Raw genomic sequence first — 13,461 nt, 5'->3', positions numbered from 1 at the left:
TCTATGCGGTAATGAATTCAGCCAGAAGTTTGCTTATAACTTCTGGCTGCTCCATGTGAATATGATGTCCTCCATCCATTTTTTTAAGTGTCAGGTTTCTAACCGCTTTAATCCGCTCATTCATCATTTCAGAGTCAAAAGAAAATCCTCTGCTGGATAAAAGTAAATAAGTTTTTGTAGTAATTTCTTGCAAACAAGAGAGTATTTGGGTTTCTGTCATTCGTAAAGGCGAGCGTACAAGTAAGCGTTGATCATGACGCCAATAAAATCGACCTTGCTTTTCTACCAGGCTTCGTTCACAAAGAATTTTTGCAATGTCTAAAGAAACATATCCTTTAATGGCACGTGCAAGAGCCGCACTATTGATGCTGTCATAACCTTTAGATTTTTTGCTTTTTTGAGCAAGAAAATGTGCAAACTCCCTTAATTGTTGGCATGCGCTTTCTGCCGGATGAGAAAATGGCCCTAATCCCTCAATCAGGCTTAAAGAGGTAAAACGTTCGGGGACTACGCCTCCAACCAAACTTGCCAGGCAAGCTCCCATGGAGTGTCCTAATAAATGAACTTTATCGAGTTTTAACGCATTGATTATTTCAATAACAACAAAAATCCCATCAAAAAAATGATAATGACACCCTTCGGGAAGATGTGATGAATGACCATGCCCAGGCAAATCAACTGCTATAAAATAAAAATCATTCTCTAAGTATGAAGCAAGAGGAGAAAAACTGTTTGCATTATCTAACCAACCGTGCAGTGCAAGGATTGTCGGTTTATCAGGGTTTCCCCAAGCGGTACAGGCTATAGAAAAGCCTGGAATGGTGAGATTTAATGTTTTCATTTTATTTACTATTTTTTTAATTATTATAAATAATCATTATATCCCTACTGCAAACAGGAGGGCTATAATTCATTATAAAAATGAATAATGATTTTTGCCTCATTGTTTCAATGATTATAATTACTTTTTCCAGTAATTTCTGAACGATCTGCAGTGAGAGAATAGCAATTTTTTTATGACATTTAGTGTTATGCTTAATACAAGAACTTGAAAAGAGTAAACTATGCAACAAGAAGTACAGAGCGTTTCATTAATAACTTACAATATTCATAAAGGGTTTGGTGTAGGCGGCGCTGTTCGTTTCTTGCTCCCTAAAATGCGCGATGCAATTACCAGCTTAACCCCTGATTTTGTTTTTTTACAAGAAGTACAAGGTGAACATAGAAAAAGACAAAAACGGATTAATGCGTGGCCTGACTCGCCGCAATTTGAGTATATTGCTGAAAACATATGGCCTCACTATGTTTATGCAAAAAATGCCGTATATGAATCGGGACATCATGGGAATGCAATTTTAAGTAAATATGCTTTTGATCGATTTGAAAATATTAATCTTGCAAATATACGCAGAGCCTCGAGGGGAATATTGCATGCACAGTTGAAACTGGATAAAGTCACTATTCATTTATTATGTGTACATTTGGGCCTTTTTAAAACAGAGCGAATGGTACAATGTAATGCTTTAATGCAACGCATAAAAGATGTGGTTCCACAAGATGAGCCTCTATTGATGGCGGGAGATTTCAATGATTGGCGCACCGTTATTTCCAAGCCTCTGGCTGAAAACTTAAATATAGAAGAGGCTTTTGTTTCAGTGGAAGGACAGCATGCACGCTCATTCCCTGCTATAAAACCAGCGCTTTGTATTGATCGTGTCTATTTTCGTGGCATGAAAGTGCAAGAAGTAGCGTGTTTACACGGCAAGCCCTGGCGAATGCTTTCTGACCATTTGCCGCTTTATGCGCGTTTTGAATTGATTAAGCCTCTTTAGTCTTTGATTACTATAAAAAAATTAAGAATGTATCAAGATACAGGGTTATGATTTTTATATGGGGATTGGTTTGTTTCAGTAAAAAAACCTCTCCCCAATAGTATGGATTATTCCATATTGCTATTGTATTCGCCCACACAGGCTAAGCTATTTAAACGGGCACGTTTTAATAAAGCCTCTTGTGCTTTGGCGATATTTGCTTTATTTCCACTCCAGGCAGCTAAACAATCTTCCTGTAATGCTCTGCCGAAAGAAAAGCTGAGTAGCCAAGGTTGATGGTCAATGCTATTGATTGCATTTAAATTTGCTGTAGCTTGTTGCGGTGTTTGGCCACCAGAGAGGAAATTAATTGTTGGTACCGCAGCAGGTACGTTATTACGGAACACACTAATTGTGTAATCAGCAATTTCATCAGGCTCACTGAAAGGGCTGTGTGCTTTACCACAAGTAACCATGCTAGGTTTTAAAATAATATGTTCTAGCTCAATTTGATGAATAAATAAGGCATGAAATAGTTCGTGCAGTACAATTTCACATACTTCTGCACAATGTTCAATAGTGTGGTCTCCATCCATGAGCACTTCGGGTTCAACGATAGGAACAATCCCGGCTTCTTGGCAAGCTGCGGCATAACGCGCCAGATTTTCTGCACCTGTTTTAACCGCGGTTAAACTGGGAGTAAATTCAGAAATTGAATAAACATTACGCCATTTGGCAAATTTTGCACCTAATTTTTTAAAATGCTGCAAACGCTCAGCCAATCCATCCAAGCCTTGAGTTACTTGTTCATTTTCAGTATTGGCGAGATGAATTAATCCTTTATCTACTTTAATTCCAGGAACGATACCCTTATCAGCAAATAATTGAGCAATAGGAGTTCCATGCTCATCAGTTTGGCTAAAGGTTTCTTCAAATAAAATAACCCCGTTGATATATTGTTCTAAATCAGTGGTTGTAGCGAGCAGTAATCTGTAATCTCTGCGATTTTCTTCAGTATTTTCAATATTAATTGAGGTAAATCGCTTACCTATTGTTGAATTGCTTTCATCTGCGGCTAAAATTCCTTTGCCCTCTTGCAGCATTAGCCCCATAGTATTAGATAATTCATCATAACTCATATTGTATTTGCTCCTGATTGTTTTACGTTATCTAGATATATATTTTTCGCGAATAATGTGTTGCATGGCAAAACCTTGTTCTTTTAAAGAGTTAAAAGCCTCGTCAATCATACCGGGATTTCCACATAAATAAATAACATCGTGCTGGGGGTTTAGATTTAATGTAGGAAAGGCATGTTGTACATAGCCGCTATACTCATTTTCATTTAATTCATGTATGGGCTGTCTGCTTAAATAAGGTCTGAACGTGACCTTAGGGTATTTTTGAGAAAATGCTTGGAACTCATTGGCATAGAGAATTTCTTCTCGTCGCTGAACTCCTTGTAGTATGACTATCTCGAGAGCTGAATGTTGCTCCATAAGTGCGCCTAGTTCTTGCAGCATCGCTCGATATGGGGTAATTCCTGTACTGGTAGCGACTAGGATAAATCGATGGGGTATTTCATCTTTGATAATCAATCGACCATATGGGCCACTGACCTGAATAATATCACCAGATTTTAAATTATAAAGCAATTCAGTACCTGGTCCATTTTCAAAATAGCCCGCTGCGAGCTCAATTTGATTATCTTGTTTTGGCGCATTGGCTATACTATAACTACGTTTTAATAATTTACCTTGATGTTCAAAATGAATGGTAATAAATTGACCAGGTAAATAATTAAAAGACGGAGCTACTTCACAAGTAAAAATGAAGTGCTTTACTTTAGGAGAAATCATAAATGATTCTTTTAAAGTGATGGGAAATGTGTTTATTTGCATGACGAATATTCAACTTTACTGTAAAAATCTGAGATTATAACTCTGAACTAAGCTTAATATAAGCAAAAAATTATGCAATATAAGTTTTAACGGCATATAATTAAATTATGACAGCATATAATTAAACTATGAATACACCGGATCTCATTACAATTATAGGCAATCTCAGCCATTCTTTATACCCAGTACAGCATTTAATTACTGGGGGAGCGTATATTTTAGGCATTTTATTTTTTTGGACTGCAATTTCCAAATTCAGAAAAATTGGCGATCACAGAGCGCAATCTTCATCACAAGAAAAGATGTTTAGCCCAATAATGTATTTATTTATGGGAGCGGCGCTACTTTATTTGCCTACGGGATTGGATGTTATGGCCAATACGTTTTTTGGAGCAGGGAATGTGTTAACTTATTCATCCTATAATTCGACAAATATTTACAGTTCCATGGGGTTAGTGGTTCAAACTGCGGGGATATTATGGTTTGTGCGTGGGAGTGTGTTGGTTGCGCATGCCAGTCAACCAGGAACTCAGCATGGACCTAAAGGTTTGGTATTTATAATTGCCGGCGTATTGGCGATGAACTTTGATAATACTATAGCCATGCTGAATTACATTATGGGCAACGTGGCAAATTGGACTATGGCAATTAAAACGAGTCAAGGGTACTAGCTAGCCACCTTCCCCTTGGTTTTCTTCGCCACAGATTCTGAGGTTATTGGCTTTAGCGAAATCAAGAATGGATTGATACAGTAACGGGCTTGATTCTTTAAGCTTTGGATCAAGTAAAATGCATTGGTATCCCTCACTATTTACACTTGGCCGTAATAGAGGAGAATAATGAATACGACTATTTTTAAAGCTTGCCAATGAGCCACTCATACGTTCTGCCCAGTCGCTGGGGCGAAAGGTTTTTCCTTGAGAAGTGATTCCTTCGATAATGATGGTTTTTTTTTCAGATGCAGCCATATCTTTTATGTAATATAAATACAGTATGTTAATTATACCATCATATAATGAGGGCTGTATTGAAATTTATTCATTTTACAAAAATAAATTTGTGTTAAATTTGGTTTTCAAAAGTAATTTTTATCCCTATTATGTCAACATATTGTATTTGGCATTTTTTGAAGGTTATTAGGAATGGAAAAAGAAAGTCATTCTGGTATTTATTTATTGCCTAATTTGTTTACAACGGCCAGCTTATTCGCCGCATTTTACTCTCTTGTGGCATCGATGAAAGGGCAATTTGAAGCTTCTATCATCGCTATATTTATTGGCATGATTGCAGATGGACTGGATGGGCGAATTGCACGTTTAACTCATACACAGACTGATTTTGGTGCTCAATATGATAGTTTATCCGATATGGTCACCTTTGGTGTTGCACCATCGTTATTAGTATATAATTTGATGTTAAGTCAGTTAGGGAAAGTAGGTTGGTTGGTCGCTTTTGTTTATACAGCTGCAGTTGCTTTGCGCTTAGCGCGTTTTAATACTCAGCTTGAAACAGCAGATAAACGATATTTTCAAGGGTTACCTTGTCCACCATCTGCTGCAGTAATGGCTTCTTTTGCTTGGTTATGCTATCAAAATGAATGGCAGAATATGTTTGTTGCTGTATTGACTGCGATCTTGTCATTAACCACTTCGGGTTTAATGGTTTCTAACTTTCGCTATTACAGTTTTAAAGAGGTGGATTTTAAGGGCAAAGTGCCATTTCTTTATGTCTTGGTGATGATCATTTTATTTGTAGCTATTGCTGCTAATCCTTCAGTGGTTTTATTTGTAAGTTTTACTGTTTATGCATTATCTGGATTGTTTATGACTTTATTTGCTTTGCACAAAGTGAGAAAGCAAAGAAAGCACTCCGAGAAATGAAAAAAGGAATTCAATGAGTTTTTGTAAGCACATAGCCCTAACCAAGGAGCGGCCGGATTAGCCAATATTCACATGAGCGACTGAGCACTTAACATATCTTTAGCATGAGCTTTCGAAGAGAATAATTATTCCAATTTTAGTTATTCACCTTCGCCAAAATAATTATTAATCAAATGAGTTAAGGCTTCATTCATTTGTACTTCATCAGGACCATCTATTTCCATAATGAGTTCACTCCCTTTATTGGCTGCAAGCATCATAACACCCATAATGCTCTTCCCATTAACGGTTTGTGAGTTATTGGTTACATCAATTTGGCTTTGGAATCTTGCGGCGGTAGAAACAAACTTCGCCGAAGCACGTGCATGTAAGCCCAATTTATTAATTATTTTAATTTTAGTTTTAATCATAGCGCTACAAATGTATCATGAAATAGGAAATAAGTGTAGTTAAGCTCAGCAAAGTGGATCCCGGAAAAATAGGGTTTCACCTTGCTGTCTGCAAAACTACCGCAAGCGATTATTTCTTAATCATGATGCTTATGGTTTTTCTCTTTATGTTTGGTTAGTTGACGTTCCAATTTATCAATCAACGCATCAATTGCAGCATATAAGTCTTCAGATTCTGAGCTTGCATGCAGTTCACCCTTGGTTACATGAATGGTTGCTTCAGCAATTTGACGTAATTTTTCTACATTCAATACTACGTTAATGGATTTGATTTGATCAAAGTGACGCTCCAGCTTATCGAATTTTTCTTCGGTAAATGCTCTGAGTGCAGGAGTAACATCAATATGATGTCCAGTGATGTTAATTTGCATAAAAATCTCCTAGTTACATAGGGTGTATTGGCAATTCTACTGTCTTGGCCAACAGTGCGACCTTAAGTGCTCCAATACTCACATACTCCATGTATGCTGCATTTCGGCGCTCTAAAATCGCACCATTTTGGCTTAATCTAGCGAATTGTCAACAAACCCTAAATTAATTACAAATTATTTTTCGTTCATTGGATGGAGCAATTCCCATTGCTTCACGATATTTTGCTACGGTTCGTCTTGCTACTTTAATACCCTGTTCTTCCAATAATCGGGTAATTTTACTGTCACTTAATGGTTTTTTTCTATTCTCTGCGGAAATTAATTTTTTTATTACGGCGCGTATGGCTGTAGAAGAGCATTCGTCCCCAGCATTTGTATTGACATGACTCGAAAAGAAGTATTTCAGCTCAAATACGCCACGAGGGGTATGGATAAATTTTTGTGTGGTGACACGAGAAATAGTTGATTCATGCATATCCAGAGCGGAAGCAACATCATTGAGAATTAATGGCTTCATCGCTTCTTCGCCATACTCTAGAAATCCTTGCTGATATTCCATGATGCATGTAGCTACTTTAAGCAGGGTTTCCTGGCGGCTTTGAATGCTCTTTAAAAACCAACGTGCTTCTTGCAGGTTATTTTTCAAGAACTGATTGTCTGCACTATTATCTGCGCGTTGAATCAGTGACGCATATTGGCTATTAATACTTAAATGAGGAAGCACACTTTGATTCAGTTGAACCCTCCATTTATTATTAACTTTTTTAACAGTTAAATCAGGAATAATGTACTCTGTAATGTCTTCATGAATTAAATTACCAGGTCTGGGGTTTAGCCCTTGAATTGTTTTTAATACTTCATTAATTGTTTTTTCAGTAATCTGATGATTTTTCATTAATTGTTTATAATTATGCTGAGCCAGTAATTCAATGTCTTCATTAATTATCTTTTTAGTCAATGCCAAATGTTCCGCATCCAAAGAAAGCTGCTCTAGCTGCACAAGTAGTGTTTCTGCAAGGTTTGTGGAGGCACAGCCTACAGGGTCAAATAATTGCAAGCGATGACGCACTGCATTTATTTCATCTAAATCCAGTGGATGTTCATCACTTGTAAGACTCGCATGCAATTCAGTGAGGCTCATCGTTAGAAAGCCATCACTATTCACTGCATCAATAATAGTGGTTGCTATTACTCTGTCTACATCACTCATAGGAGAAAGCTCGAGTTGCCATCTTAGATGGTCTTTTAAATTAGTTGTTGTGCAATGCAAATTATCAAAATTATAGTCATTATCCTCAAAAGAGGTGCGTTTACTTGAGCTTTGATACAGTTCTGACCATTGAAAATCATAAGGTTCATCATTATTTTGCTGCTTTGCTTCGTTAGGTGCAAATTCTTCTTTATCTTCATTTGGAGTGGCTTCAAGCATTGGATTTGATTCAACAATAAGTTGAATTTCTTGCTGTAAATCAATCGTGGATAATTGCAACAGTCTTATTGCTTGCTGTAACTGTGGCGTGAGCGTCAAATGCTGGCCAATACTTAGTTGCAATGATGGTTTCATGCAAATCCTCTTTGTATTTATTCATTGCTATTTACTATCAGTTTAAACGATTCGTAAGGATTATCCAGTATCTACGGGCGTTAATTTAGGAATCTCCTGAAAAATTTGCATCAGCACAATTGATTTTTTCTAGCGCATGGAGAAAATGAAGTCGGATTGTTCATTATAAGAGCACCTGGTGTCGATTTATCAGAGTAACCTGCTTTTTGAGTTAAGGTGTCTAGGCATGAGACACTAAATGCTCAGCTTTTAGAGAGGGGAAGATATTGCTCTTAAAAAATACATAAAAATAAGACACAAAGCCCCATCAGCATGAGGCTTAAATAATTATTTTACTTTTTTCTCTTTGAAAAGAACATGCTTACGTACTTTAGGATCGTACATCATAAGCTCCATCTTTTCAGGATGGTTTCTTGGGTTTTTAGTTGTAGTTTTATAGTATCCAGTTCCTGCTGTGGATTCCATTTTCACTTTAATAGTGACGGCTGCCATGGTTTATCCCCTTAGTTATACTTTTTCGCCTTTAGCTCTGAGCTTATCCAGAACTGCTTTTATACCTAACTTGTCTACAATACGCATACCTTTGGTACTGAGTTTCAATGTGACAAATCGTTTCTCTTCTTCAACCCAGAAACTGTGATTCTGAATATTCGGCAGAAAGCGTCTTTTGGTTTTGTTGTTAGCGTGCGACACTTTATGACCAGTCATGGGTCGCTTGCCAGTTACCTGACATACTCTAGACATTGCGTTACTCCAAAATAGGTTTTAATTTAGGTTCTGTTTACTTTCGTGGCCAACTGACTCAGCTAGCGAAATACAAACAAACCCTATTGGTCTTTGTAAAATTCTGGGCAAATAGCCGGATGTGAAATACAAGAGCGGTTTTATATCAAAAAAATGCATTAGTTGCAAGATTTTTGTAAGGACATATAATTCCGGCTTTAACAAAATATGAGTGTGATTTATGCAGCGCAAGATAAAAAGTTATGTCTTACGTGCTGGTCGGGTGAGCAATCGACAGCGTCAGGGGTTAGATCTTTGGCTTAAAGATTATGAACTTACTGTAGATGGAAGTCCATGGAATGTGTCACAAGAGTTTGACCGCACTGCAGATACAGTGATTGAAATAGGTTTTGGGATGGGTGCATCGCTGTTGGCCATGGCTAAAAATAACCCTGAACTTAATTACATAGGAATAGAAGTGCATCAGGCTGGTGTAGGAAGCTTGGCTGCTGATTTACATGAATATCAATTATCCAATGTGCGTATTGTAGCTCATGATGCAGTTGAAGTATTCCGTACTCAATTGTTGGATAACTCACTTGCGGGGGTACAAATTTTTTTCCCGGATCCATGGCATAAGAAGCGTCATCATAAAAGACGCCTGATTCAGAAAGAGTTTATTCAATTATTGACAAAAAAAATTAAACCGGGTGGGTTTATTCATTGCGCAACCGATTGGCAAGATTATGCAGAACACATGTTAGAGGTTTTATCTACAGAGCCGACGCTCCAGAATACACAAAAAGAAGGAGGGTATTCACCCAGACCTTTGTCGCGGCCGCTTACTAAATTTGAACAACGTGGCGAACGTTTAGGGTATGGGGTTTGGGATTTGATTTTTACTAAATTGAACGTTTAATACCTATATCAGAAATCAATTTCATGGAGAACTGAGGGCTTGCTTGGCTTTCGCTAGCTTGGGCCCAGAATGGCCTGATTCTCGAGTACCAAAGCGCAGCATCTATACGGGTATGTGTGCGTTGACATAGAAAATCAGGGCAGTTTGGCCTAGATGGTAGAAATATAAATAGGCCCTGATGGGGCTTGTAGAAAATTTAACTATTCTTTTGATCTTCTATTGTCCAATGTGTAATATAAATCCGGAAGGATATTACAGGGGACGTAACATGGAATTTATCACTGAAATAAATGCCGCTATAAAATCAGGACTAGAAGGATTTAATCTATTTATTGAACAAAAGTTGCAAACAGAAGCGGATTATCTTGAGCGTCCATACTGGACGGAAGGTGGCGTTCAAATGACCGTTTTGAATTATCTGATTCAACAGCACCAGGAAAAAAATAAAGATCCTGTTCATGAGGAGAGCTCTTCCGATTTGATAGGGTTTATTGATGTAGTTTTGAGCAAAGTTCGCGATAAAAATGTTGGCTTGCCTTTGCATCAAGCAATTGCTGCCAATAAAATTCAGCTGGCTCTTCATCTCTTGGAAAATAATGTTTTTGATGTTAACAAGCGTGATGAAGAGGCTCGAACCTTATTATCATTGGTTTTACCTGTTAGAAATCGTCAATTATTGCTAAAAATCTTAGCCTGTAAACCTGACGTAAACGCCGCAACACGTCTTACCGAAGACCGTACTCCTTTTCAGCCGTTACACCAAGCGATAGCATTGGACTTTGCTTCCGGGGTGATCAATTTGGTCAGAGCTGGGGCGGATGTGGCTAATCCTGTAGGCGAACTGAAAGATACGCCGGTACTGTTGGCAGCACAACAAGGTAAGATAAAGGCACTTGAAGCGTTATTAGAAGAGTCTCCAGTAGAACAACTAAAACTTGAGGCGAGAAATAAAAATTTTTGGCAAGATCAGAAAACAGGTGAAAATGCAATTGAAGCACTTTGTAAAAAGTTGGTTAATAATCCAAACGACAAAGATGTGCTTCGCGGGGTTGCTATGTTGCTTTGTCGTGGCGCCGAGCCTCCACGACATGAAGAATTGTGTCAAGCATTAGCAAATAAACGTAGTGATTTGCTCAAAGAAATTGATGCTTATATGGATACTAGACCTGAGTTGGTCGATCCTTTTGTGAACCGATGCCATTTAGCTAACAGCGCATTGTATAACATAATTTATGTGGATCATTCTTGGGGGAGCACTTTACGTCAGCTTTTTGGCAGACCAAGTGACGCAGCCTTTGCTGTAGAAAGGTTGGTTACCCGCAAATACAGTCGCCGCTCAGAAGGGAGTTCTGAGGGTTCTTTATTGCCAACAGCTGCTGCGGTACCATTAAAAGGAGATGAGCCTCCATTAAAGCTCTATGCAGAATTTGTACGACGCTATAATGAAGCTTATGAAAATCAAAAAATTACCAATCCTTGGAGTACTATGCGTTGGATGATCGCTGAGGGGAAATGTAATTGGGAAACAGTAAAAGAATATGCTCGTAACCATCCAGGAACCAGGACACAGATTATCTATGATGATATGTTTAAAACTTTGCCTAAAATGAAGGTACATGAGGTAATTGAAAATTCTTCTGGAGAACCTACTCTTAGCAGTGAAGCTACGTTATAAATCAAGATTAATAGCGGAGCTGTTATGGTCTTTTATGATAGAGATGGAAAAACCTTAAATAGAGTATAAAGGAGCCATCTCTATGTTATTATGGATGGATATTATATGAGCATTGAATTAAAATTGTGGGAACGAGTCTATTTTGTTGAGATGTAGTGACTATGAATATTAGCTTGTTACTTTTAATCATGATTTGTTTTATTGGCATGATCAGCCCGGGGCCAGATTTTATACTTGTTACAAAAAACGCGCTTTTATATCCCAAACGACAGGCTTTAGCTACTGCCTTAGGTATTGTTACCGGATGTCTTTTCCACGCTACTTATTGCATTTTGGGATTGGCGTTCATTATTACTCAAAGTATTGTTCTTTATACCATGATAAAATACGCAGGCGCGTGTTATTTAATTTATCTTGGATTAAAAGGCTTAAAATTCAAGCAATCCATGAAAATAAAGCAGGGCTTTTCTTCAGTGAAAAATATAACGGTCTCAAAAGCTTATATTGAAGGCGTCTTGTGTAATGCTTTAAACCCAAAGCTTGCAGTTTTTTTACTTAGCTTGTTTACCCAATTTGTCTCAATGCACGCATCAATTGGTGATAAAGCTTTAGTTGCCGGAGTATTTGTTTCTGAGTCTGCACTTTATTGGCCTTTACTCGTTTTATTCCTGCAATCAGATAATGTTCGAAAAGTATTTACTCATTTTCAAGCAGCATTGAGTCGTGTGTTTGGTGGCTTGTTAGTTTATATAGGAATTCGAGTAATGCTGAGTGCAGATTAGACCTATTTCTTTCTAGTATCTTGGCCAAATTAGCCTATGATTGTTCATATACTAGGGTGTATGCAGCGCTTCGATGCTTGAAAATCAACCTAATTTGACTCAACCTAGCGAAATGTAAATAGGCCCAAGTTTTTCATGAGGAATAGAATGTCAAAGACAGCCTTAGGTCTAAGAAAAACAGAGTTGGATACCCCTTGTTTATTAATAGATAAAAATATTTTGCAATCCAATTTAGAGGCCATGCGCCAACACTCTATTGAAAATAATGTACATGTTAGACCTCATTGTAAAACCCATAAGTGCTCCAAATTAGCTCGTTTACAGATTGAATATGGTGCAATAGGTGTTAGTGTCGCGAAAATCTCGGAAGCTGAAGTTTTGATTCAGAATAAAATACCCAACGTATTGATTACTTCTCCAGTTGTCACAAAAAATAAAATTTCCAGACTTATTTCATGTCTGGAGAAGGCTCCCTCTACTCTAATAGTCGTTGATAATAAAGAAAATATCATTGCTTTAAATGAAGCTGCGGCACACAATAAGAAAATCATTCATGTGTTAGTGGATGTGGATCCAGGAATAGGGCGCACTGGCATTAAACCAGAAAGTGCTTTAAATTTTGCATTGGAAATTGAGCAATTACCCTGGTTAAACTTGATGGGAATTCAATGTTATGCGGGTAATTTACAGCATATTTCTTCCTTTAGTGAGCGGAAAAGTAAATCATTGCAAACGATGCAAATGGCAAGCAATCTTGTAAAAAGCTTTAGAGAAAACGGTCTTAATTGCCCTATATTAACTGGAAGCGGCACGGGGACTTATGATATTGATGTTGATGCGCCGGAAGTAACTGAAATTCAACCAGGCTCTTATACCGTTATGGATGTTCAATACGCTACTATTGGTTCAAAAAGTAACGAGAAGCAATTTAACACATTTAAGCCGGCAATGACCCTTTTGACCACAGTCATCAGTAATAATAGAACAGAGCATGTTACAGTAGATGCAGGTACAAAATCCATTTACGTAGATCAACAAAAGCCCCAGATAATCAGTCATCTCGGGTTGGAGTATGATTGGGGTGGGTTTGGTGATGAGCACGGCAAAGTTACTTCTGTAAATGGCGCCCAATTACCAGCATACGGGGAGGTTTTAGAACTTGTTGTTCCACATTGCGATCCAACCATTAACTTATTTGACCAATTTTTTATTACTGAAAATGAAATTGTAGTGGATATTTGGGATATTGATCTTAGAGGCAAATGTCAATAGGAGCTGCAGGATTTAACTCCTTTACTGCATCCGTTTATCTAAGGCAATGCATGTTCTGTGAAAAAAATAAGAATCCATATTGAGCTAATTACATTCGGAGAACTTGCTTAAACT

At 37.7% G+C, this 13,461-nt stretch carries 16 protein-coding genes; 7 read left to right on the top strand and 9 right to left on the bottom strand.

Annotated features, from left to right (window positions below):
- Window position 1: 1 nt before the first annotated feature.
- Window positions 2-841, bottom strand: coding sequence for an alpha/beta fold hydrolase (locus A8O27_RS06890; RefSeq protein WP_058458632.1), 840 nt, complete (start codon window positions 839-841; stop codon window positions 2-4).
- Between the two features lie 223 nt (window positions 842-1,064).
- On the opposite strand from A8O27_RS06890, the gene A8O27_RS06885 reads away from it, so the two are divergent.
- A complete protein-coding gene (locus tag A8O27_RS06885) occupies window positions 1,065-1,832 on the top strand; it encodes an endonuclease/exonuclease/phosphatase family protein (RefSeq protein ID WP_058458631.1) in 768 nt (255 codons plus the stop codon).
- A 107-nt stretch (window positions 1,833-1,939) separates the two neighbouring features.
- Here A8O27_RS06885 and A8O27_RS06880 read toward each other — a convergent pair whose 3' ends face one another.
- Entirely contained in the window at window positions 1,940-2,950 is a 1,011-nt protein-coding gene (locus A8O27_RS06880; RefSeq protein WP_058458630.1) for a class I fructose-bisphosphate aldolase, read from the bottom strand.
- 27 nt (window positions 2,951-2,977) lie between these two features.
- Window positions 2,978-3,712, bottom strand: a complete 735-nt coding sequence (locus tag A8O27_RS06875) for a ferredoxin--NADP reductase (RefSeq protein WP_058458629.1) — start codon at window positions 3,710-3,712, stop codon at window positions 2,978-2,980.
- 128 nt (window positions 3,713-3,840) lie between these two features.
- On the opposite strand from A8O27_RS06875, the gene A8O27_RS06870 reads away from it, so the two are divergent.
- A complete protein-coding gene (locus tag A8O27_RS06870; protein WP_058458628.1) occupies window positions 3,841-4,383 on the top strand; it encodes a hypothetical protein in 543 nt (180 codons plus the stop codon).
- Here A8O27_RS06870 and A8O27_RS06865 read toward each other — a convergent pair whose 3' ends face one another.
- A complete protein-coding gene (locus tag A8O27_RS06865; protein ID WP_058458627.1) occupies window positions 4,384-4,680 on the bottom strand; it encodes a DUF3579 domain-containing protein in 297 nt (98 codons plus the stop codon).
- 174 nt (window positions 4,681-4,854) lie between these two features.
- Between A8O27_RS06865 and pssA the strand changes: the two genes are divergently transcribed.
- Window positions 4,855-5,592 carry a CDP-diacylglycerol--serine O-phosphatidyltransferase gene (gene pssA, locus A8O27_RS06860; RefSeq protein WP_058458626.1) on the top strand — a complete coding sequence of 246 codons (738 nt, stop codon included), beginning with the start codon at window positions 4,855-4,857 and terminating at the stop codon, window positions 5,590-5,592.
- A gap of 140 nt (window positions 5,593-5,732) precedes the next feature.
- Here pssA and A8O27_RS06855 read toward each other — a convergent pair whose 3' ends face one another.
- The 5 genes from A8O27_RS06855 to rpmB all read right to left on the bottom strand — a co-directional run bounded on the left by A8O27_RS06855 (window position 5,733) and on the right by rpmB (window position 8,720).
- On the bottom strand, window positions 5,733-6,002 hold the full coding sequence (locus tag A8O27_RS06855) for an HPr family phosphocarrier protein (protein ID WP_058458625.1): 270 nt from the start codon (window positions 6,000-6,002) through the stop codon (window positions 5,733-5,735).
- A 116-nt stretch (window positions 6,003-6,118) separates the two neighbouring features.
- Window positions 6,119-6,412 carry a ribosome hibernation promoting factor gene (gene hpf, locus A8O27_RS06850; protein ID WP_058458624.1) on the bottom strand — a complete coding sequence of 98 codons (294 nt, stop codon included), beginning with the start codon at window positions 6,410-6,412 and terminating at the stop codon, window positions 6,119-6,121.
- A gap of 163 nt (window positions 6,413-6,575) precedes the next feature.
- Window positions 6,576-7,976 carry an RNA polymerase factor sigma-54 gene (locus A8O27_RS06845; RefSeq protein ID WP_058458623.1) on the bottom strand — a complete coding sequence of 467 codons (1,401 nt, stop codon included), beginning with the start codon at window positions 7,974-7,976 and terminating at the stop codon, window positions 6,576-6,578.
- Between the two features lie 327 nt (window positions 7,977-8,303).
- Window positions 8,304-8,468: a 50S ribosomal protein L33 gene (gene rpmG / locus A8O27_RS06840; protein ID WP_003635328.1), complete on the bottom strand. Its 165-nt coding sequence runs from the start codon at window positions 8,466-8,468 to the stop codon at window positions 8,304-8,306.
- Between the two features lie 15 nt (window positions 8,469-8,483).
- Window positions 8,484-8,720 (bottom strand): 50S ribosomal protein L28, encoded by a 237-nt coding sequence (gene rpmB / locus A8O27_RS06835; RefSeq protein ID WP_019233564.1) that lies wholly within the window; start codon window positions 8,718-8,720, stop codon window positions 8,484-8,486.
- Between the two features lie 220 nt (window positions 8,721-8,940).
- Here rpmB and trmB point away from each other — a divergent pair, with 220 nt between their 5' ends.
- The 4 genes from trmB to A8O27_RS06815 all read left to right on the top strand — a co-directional run bounded on the left by trmB (window position 8,941) and on the right by A8O27_RS06815 (window position 13,347).
- Window positions 8,941-9,618, top strand: coding sequence for a tRNA (guanosine(46)-N7)-methyltransferase TrmB (trmB, locus tag A8O27_RS06830; protein WP_058458622.1), 678 nt, complete (start codon window positions 8,941-8,943; stop codon window positions 9,616-9,618).
- A gap of 268 nt (window positions 9,619-9,886) precedes the next feature.
- Window positions 9,887-11,293 (top strand): Dot/Icm T4SS effector AnkC/LegA12, encoded by a 1,407-nt coding sequence (ankC, locus tag A8O27_RS06825; RefSeq protein ID WP_058458621.1) that lies wholly within the window; start codon window positions 9,887-9,889, stop codon window positions 11,291-11,293.
- A 161-nt stretch (window positions 11,294-11,454) separates the two neighbouring features.
- On the top strand, window positions 11,455-12,075 hold the full coding sequence (locus tag A8O27_RS06820) for a LysE family translocator (protein ID WP_058458620.1): 621 nt from the start codon (window positions 11,455-11,457) through the stop codon (window positions 12,073-12,075).
- 147 nt (window positions 12,076-12,222) lie between these two features.
- Complete coding sequence (locus A8O27_RS06815) at window positions 12,223-13,347, top strand: DSD1 family PLP-dependent enzyme (protein WP_058458619.1); 1,125 nt, start codon at window positions 12,223-12,225, stop codon at window positions 13,345-13,347.
- The last annotated feature ends 114 nt before the right edge of the window (window positions 13,348-13,461 follow it).

This window comes from Legionella bozemanae, from assembly GCF_001648595.1.
Classification (GTDB): Bacteria; Pseudomonadota; Gammaproteobacteria; order Legionellales; family Legionellaceae; genus Legionella; species Legionella bozemanae.
This window is presented reverse-complemented; position numbering and strand designations above follow the sequence as displayed.

Excerpts from the sequence above, each read along its gene's own strand:
- A8O27_RS06890 (WP_058458632.1), bottom strand. The coding sequence starts at position 841 with ATGAAAACATTAAATCTCACCATTCCAGGCTTTTCTATAGCCTGTACC.
- A8O27_RS06885 (WP_058458631.1), top strand. The coding sequence starts at position 1,065 with ATGCAACAAGAAGTACAGAGCGTTTCATTAATAACTTACAATATTCAT.
- A8O27_RS06880 (WP_058458630.1), bottom strand. The coding sequence starts at position 2,950 with ATGAGTTATGATGAATTATCTAATACTATGGGGCTAATGCTGCAAGAG.
- A8O27_RS06875 (WP_058458629.1), bottom strand. The coding sequence starts at position 3,712 with ATGCAAATAAACACATTTCCCATCACTTTAAAAGAATCATTTATGATT.
- A8O27_RS06870 (WP_058458628.1), top strand. The coding sequence starts at position 3,841 with ATGAATACACCGGATCTCATTACAATTATAGGCAATCTCAGCCATTCT.
- A8O27_RS06865 (WP_058458627.1), bottom strand. The coding sequence starts at position 4,680 with ATGGCTGCATCTGAAAAAAAAACCATCATTATCGAAGGAATCACTTCT.
- pssA (WP_058458626.1), top strand. The coding sequence starts at position 4,855 with ATGGAAAAAGAAAGTCATTCTGGTATTTATTTATTGCCTAATTTGTTT.
- A8O27_RS06855 (WP_058458625.1), bottom strand. The coding sequence starts at position 6,002 with ATGATTAAAACTAAAATTAAAATAATTAATAAATTGGGCTTACATGCA.
- hpf (WP_058458624.1), bottom strand. The coding sequence starts at position 6,412 with ATGCAAATTAACATCACTGGACATCATATTGATGTTACTCCTGCACTC.
- A8O27_RS06845 (WP_058458623.1), bottom strand. The coding sequence starts at position 7,976 with ATGAAACCATCATTGCAACTAAGTATTGGCCAGCATTTGACGCTCACG.
- rpmG (WP_003635328.1), bottom strand. The coding sequence starts at position 8,468 with ATGGCAGCCGTCACTATTAAAGTGAAAATGGAATCCACAGCAGGAACT.
- rpmB (WP_019233564.1), bottom strand. The coding sequence starts at position 8,720 with ATGTCTAGAGTATGTCAGGTAACTGGCAAGCGACCCATGACTGGTCAT.
- trmB (WP_058458622.1), top strand. The coding sequence starts at position 8,941 with ATGCAGCGCAAGATAAAAAGTTATGTCTTACGTGCTGGTCGGGTGAGC.
- ankC (WP_058458621.1), top strand. The coding sequence starts at position 9,887 with ATGGAATTTATCACTGAAATAAATGCCGCTATAAAATCAGGACTAGAA.
- A8O27_RS06820 (WP_058458620.1), top strand. The coding sequence starts at position 11,455 with ATGAATATTAGCTTGTTACTTTTAATCATGATTTGTTTTATTGGCATG.
- A8O27_RS06815 (WP_058458619.1), top strand. The coding sequence starts at position 12,223 with ATGTCAAAGACAGCCTTAGGTCTAAGAAAAACAGAGTTGGATACCCCT.